This window comes from Paenisporosarcina sp. P4_E4_2, from assembly GCF_056401595.1.
Window position 1 is genome coordinate 1 of the sequence record NZ_JBFUJC010000386.1, and the last position, 2,774, is coordinate 2,774.

Below are 2,774 nucleotides of genomic sequence, written 5' to 3' on the forward strand. Positions count from 1 at the left end.
ATGAAGCCCTGCGTAAAATTAGTTGGGAAAAGAGAAAAGCCCGGACCAAACGGTTAATTGAAACCGGTGCCCTTGCTGAAAAGTATTTTGATCTGGGAGAAGATTCAATGGAACAAAGGGAAAAAGTTTTCCAGACATTTTCTGAATTTGTGAAGAAAAATAAGGTGAAGAGCTAGAAAGGAAAATAATTAGAGGGTGTAAATGAATCCACTGTCACTTCGTAGAAAATGATAGAATGAATGCAGGATTAAACAACATGAACTTGTTGCGGACGGATGAGGACGGTGATGCACGTTGAACTTTCATGAAATAGACGGAAAGAAAAGAAAATTAGATAAAGCGAGACCCTTACCAGCCAATTCAGTGAAGTCACTGCTCAATCATGTACTAATTGACTGGACCTACAATTCGAATGCTATCGAAGGAAATACATTGACTATTTCCGAAACGAAAGTGGTTCTGGAAGGCATGACTGTGGGTGGAAAAACGATGCGCGAACATCTTGAAGTGATTAATCATCGAGATGCGATTGACTACTTGGAAGAGATCGTTCAAAAGCATGAACGTTTGACGGAATGGACAATTAAATCGATTCATCGTCTTGTGTTAAAAGGAATACAAGATGACAATGCCGGTGTGTATCGAAAAGAGAATGTCTTAATCGGTGGGGCGTCTCATCGGCCACCAGACCATGTAGCTGTTCAAGAATTGATGGAGCGATTTGTTGAGACGGTTGAAAATGAATGGTCAACGATACATCCAGTAGAACGTGCAGCAAGGGTTCATGCGGAGTTTGTGAAAATCCATCCGTTTATTGATGGTAACGGACGTACTTCTCGCTTGTTAATGAACTATGAATTAATGAAAGCTGGCTTCCCCCCTGCTGTCATTAAAGCCATTGATCGTGCTCGATATTACGACGCTTTGGATCTTGCACACACAACTGGCGATCATGAACCGTTTATTAAGTTAGTTAGTGATTCTGTTAATGAAAGTCTAGAACTTTGGTTAAGTGTTATCTAAGTAAAAGAGACAGAAAAAGGGAGGGCTTTTCTGTCTCTTTTAATTATTCATCAATCAAACACTCAGTTTGTTCATTAAAAAAGAATTGCTTTGCAACCAGGATCTTTAACTAAAGCACCCGTTAGTTTAAGTACATTATTTCACAATCTCTACTTTTAAACATAAGTATCCAAATTATCTTCCAAGTGTTATTAAATTATCTGGCCCAATTCAAAAAGACGCTCTTACTCAAGAAATGCGCCCTATTGTTGAAAAAAGGTTTATTTGCCTAATCATTAGAATAACGATCTGAGAGTTTCTTTTTATGTGACTGAAACACTTCTTCTAGTGGGATATTGTACTTGTTTGCAATCACAATTAAATTACCCAGTACATCTCCTAACTCTTCGGTTAACTCCTGTTTATTTTCCTCATAAGAGCCCCTTATTTCATCCGGCCTATCCCTACCAATCTCAAGAGCTCTTATAGCTCGTGCAACCTCGCCCGTTTCTTCTGCTAAAAAGCCAATACGAATAAATATGTCTAACTCAGACCAGCCCCTACTTTCATAATAATCCTTTACCCATTGTTGAAATTCAGTTACATTCATTTTCATCTAACCTCCAATTCAATACTTTAAGTTTAGCAAAAAATGAAAGTATTATATAATCTTTGATGGTGTGATTCTTTAGGAGGCGAATATATTGAAAAAGTTAGCCGTATTTTGTGGATCGAGTAACGGAGCATCTGATGTCTATATAGAAGGTGCGAAAAAACTTGGTAAAGAACTAGCTAAACGAAATATTGCACTTGTTTATGGTGGAGCGAGTGTTGGAATTATGGGTGCTATTGCAGATTCAGTTCTGAATGAAGGAGGATACGTAATTGGTGTTATGCCAAGTTTTCTAGATAATAGAGAGATAGCTCATAAAAACTTGTCAGAGCTGATCATCGTAGATTCAATGCATGAGAGAAAAGCGAAAATGGCAGAGCTTGCTGATGGATTTATAGCATTGCCTGGTGGGCCAGGAACTTTAGAAGAGTTCTTTGAAATTTTTACTTGGGCTCAGTTAGGGCTCCATCATAAACCATGTGGTCTCTTAAATATAAATCATTATTATGATCCTCTTATTGCGTTATTTAATCATATGTCAGAGGAACAGTTTTTACATGAAAAGTACCGTAACATGGCATTAGTCGATAGTGATCCAAAAGGGATCCTTGATAAATTCAATACATATGAACCACCAACTGTAAAAACTTACATTACTGAAAAACAGATCTGATAGTTAAAAAAACAGACCGAGTCATTACCCTTGGTCTGTTTCCCTATTTAAAATGAGTTTTTCCTAAAATCCATTTCCTATTCTGGTCAAAAAGTAAAAGACACATTCCTAAAGGAAAGCGCCCCACGTTCTAATTCCTCTCTGGTATGCGTTATCGAAAAGCTCTTTCCAAACGGTTTTGATTTATTTAAATATGCCTGAACTTGGCTCTCTCCTTTAGCCACATCCAGACCAACTACTGGAATTTTTTTCTTTATCAAAGTACCCCATGAAAAAGAGGCAGCCAAAGAAATTCAAGGAGTTCCTTAGCAACAGTAAGCAGACATTCCAAGAGGAAGGAAAGTGGCTATCCGCCGTCTTTCTCAGTGGTATTTTTGTTATGCTTATTTTATTCGGCACACTTTTCTTTCTATCGGAAATTCTGGAGAAAGAATACGAATTGAAAGGAATTAAGAAAGGCTACGTACTGGCCATTCCCCTATTAAT

General features: G+C 37.7%; 3 protein-coding genes. 2 read left to right on the top strand and 1 reads right to left on the bottom strand.

Annotation, left to right across the window (positions count from 1 at the left end; all coding sequences use genetic code 11):
• The first annotated feature begins 294 nt into the window (after window positions 1–294).
• Entirely contained in the window at window positions 295–1,023 is a 729-nt protein-coding gene (locus AC1DSB_RS17510; protein WP_477533346.1) for a Fic family protein, read from the top strand.
• 268 nt (window positions 1,024–1,291) lie between these two features.
• Here AC1DSB_RS17510 and AC1DSB_RS17515 read toward each other — a convergent pair whose 3' ends face one another.
• Complete coding sequence (locus AC1DSB_RS17515; RefSeq protein ID WP_053589111.1) at window positions 1,292–1,612, bottom strand: MazG nucleotide pyrophosphohydrolase domain-containing protein; 321 nt, start codon at window positions 1,610–1,612, stop codon at window positions 1,292–1,294.
• 94 nt (window positions 1,613–1,706) lie between these two features.
• Here AC1DSB_RS17515 and AC1DSB_RS17520 point away from each other — a divergent pair, with 94 nt between their 5' ends.
• On the top strand, window positions 1,707–2,288 hold the full coding sequence (locus tag AC1DSB_RS17520) for an LOG family protein (protein WP_477548662.1): 582 nt from the start codon (window positions 1,707–1,709) through the stop codon (window positions 2,286–2,288).
• Window positions 2,289–2,774 lie beyond the last annotated feature (486 nt).

Excerpts from the sequence above, each read along its gene's own strand:
- AC1DSB_RS17515 (WP_053589111.1), bottom strand. The coding sequence starts at position 1,612 with ATGAATGTAACTGAATTTCAACAATGGGTAAAGGATTATTATGAAAGT.